Source organism: Aerococcus sp. L_32, from assembly GCF_050689315.1.
Map to the genome: position 1 here is coordinate 1 of NZ_JBOEQF010000491.1, position 1,396 is coordinate 1,396.

Genomic DNA, 1,396 nt, shown 5'->3' on the forward strand with positions numbered 1-1,396 from the left:
TTCATGCAATGAATAGAAATTTGCCCCTTTTACATACCAGTGATATTGATGTAATTTTACATGTAAGGTATGAATATTGGCCAGTATATGATCTGTAACAGCTGCAGCATTAATCTTTGTATGGTGAATGTGTTCTTTATAGGCTTGTTCAGCAGCTAATTTTTCTTGTCTTTCGTTTACTGTTGTCATTTTATAAACCTTCCTTTACTTTTGAACTAATAACGGAATATCCTAAGTTTTCAATAGCGTTTTCAATTGTACTCAAATTGACTTGTTCTTCATCAAAATCCACCTTTACTTTACTTGCATTAAACAGCACTTTTACAGAATCCTTTTCTACACCAGCAGTCTGTTTTAAACCACTTTCAATTTTTTGTAAACATGATGGACAAGTTAATGTTTCTAATTTTAATGTTGCTTTTGTCATATCTATCACTCCTTTAAATAAATTATATAAGGTATTTTTTTTAGAATAATTGATACAGATCAATTATTTTAATTGATATCCTCTTAATCTCATTGCATTTAAAATAACGACCAAAATACTTGCCTCATGAACTAACATACCAATTGACATAGACATCCATTCACTGAATATTAAACTAAAGAGTAATATTATCACCACACCAACAGCAATAAGAATATTTTGTCGCATATTCGCATATGTCCCCTTAGCTAAACCTAAAGCATGGGGGAGACGATTAAAATTGGAATTCATCAAAACAATATCTGAACTTTCAATGGCTACATCTGTTCCATTTCCCATAGCTATCCCTACTTCTGCAGTAGCTAGAGAGGGGCTATCGTTCACACCATCACCAATAAAAGCAACAATTTCACCATTAGACTGTCTTTCTTTTAGAAATGACTGCTTATCCTCAGGCAGCATATCGCCATGGGCCTCGGTTAATCCTAGCTCTTTTTTAACTAAATTAACGGTACCTTGATTATCTCCTGATAATACAATGAGATTTTTAACACCAAGTGATTTCAATTTTTGTAGGTCTTGTTTAACACCTGGTCGAACCTGGTCACGGATTCCCATTAAAATAATTAACTGATGATCAACTGCTGTTAATACAATTGAACTACCGTCTCTTTCTAATGTATCTAATTTTTTAAGCACATCAGCAGATAGTGGTATCCTTTCTTGTTCCATTAAGTTTTTATTCCCTACTGCAACAATGTGTCCATCAACGTGAGCAATTATGCCCCCACCTTTTATAACCTGTGTACGCTCTACAGGCCGTAGCTTATATTGCACTAACTTATTCGTAATAGCGACTGCTAAGGGATGATCAGATTCCCTTTCAACCGAGAATAGTAGAGACAAATCCTCCTCTTGATTATTTCCATAGTAAACAAATTCGCCCACTTCAGGCTTTCCTTCAGTTAG

At 34.3% G+C, this 1,396-nt stretch carries 2 protein-coding genes and 1 pseudogene; all 3 read right to left on the reverse strand.

What is annotated here, in order from left to right:
- Positions 1-189: pseudogene (locus ACRCJ0_RS14160) on the reverse strand (Dps family protein); the annotation flags it as partial.
- A 1-nt stretch (position 190) separates the two neighbouring features.
- On the reverse strand, positions 191-427 hold the full coding sequence (locus tag ACRCJ0_RS14165; RefSeq protein WP_016896718.1) for a heavy-metal-associated domain-containing protein: 237 nt from the start codon (positions 425-427) through the stop codon (positions 191-193).
- A 63-nt stretch (positions 428-490) separates the two neighbouring features.
- The coding region (locus tag ACRCJ0_RS14170) for a heavy metal translocating P-type ATPase (protein WP_431390867.1) at positions 491-1,396 on the reverse strand (906 nt) is incomplete at its 5' end.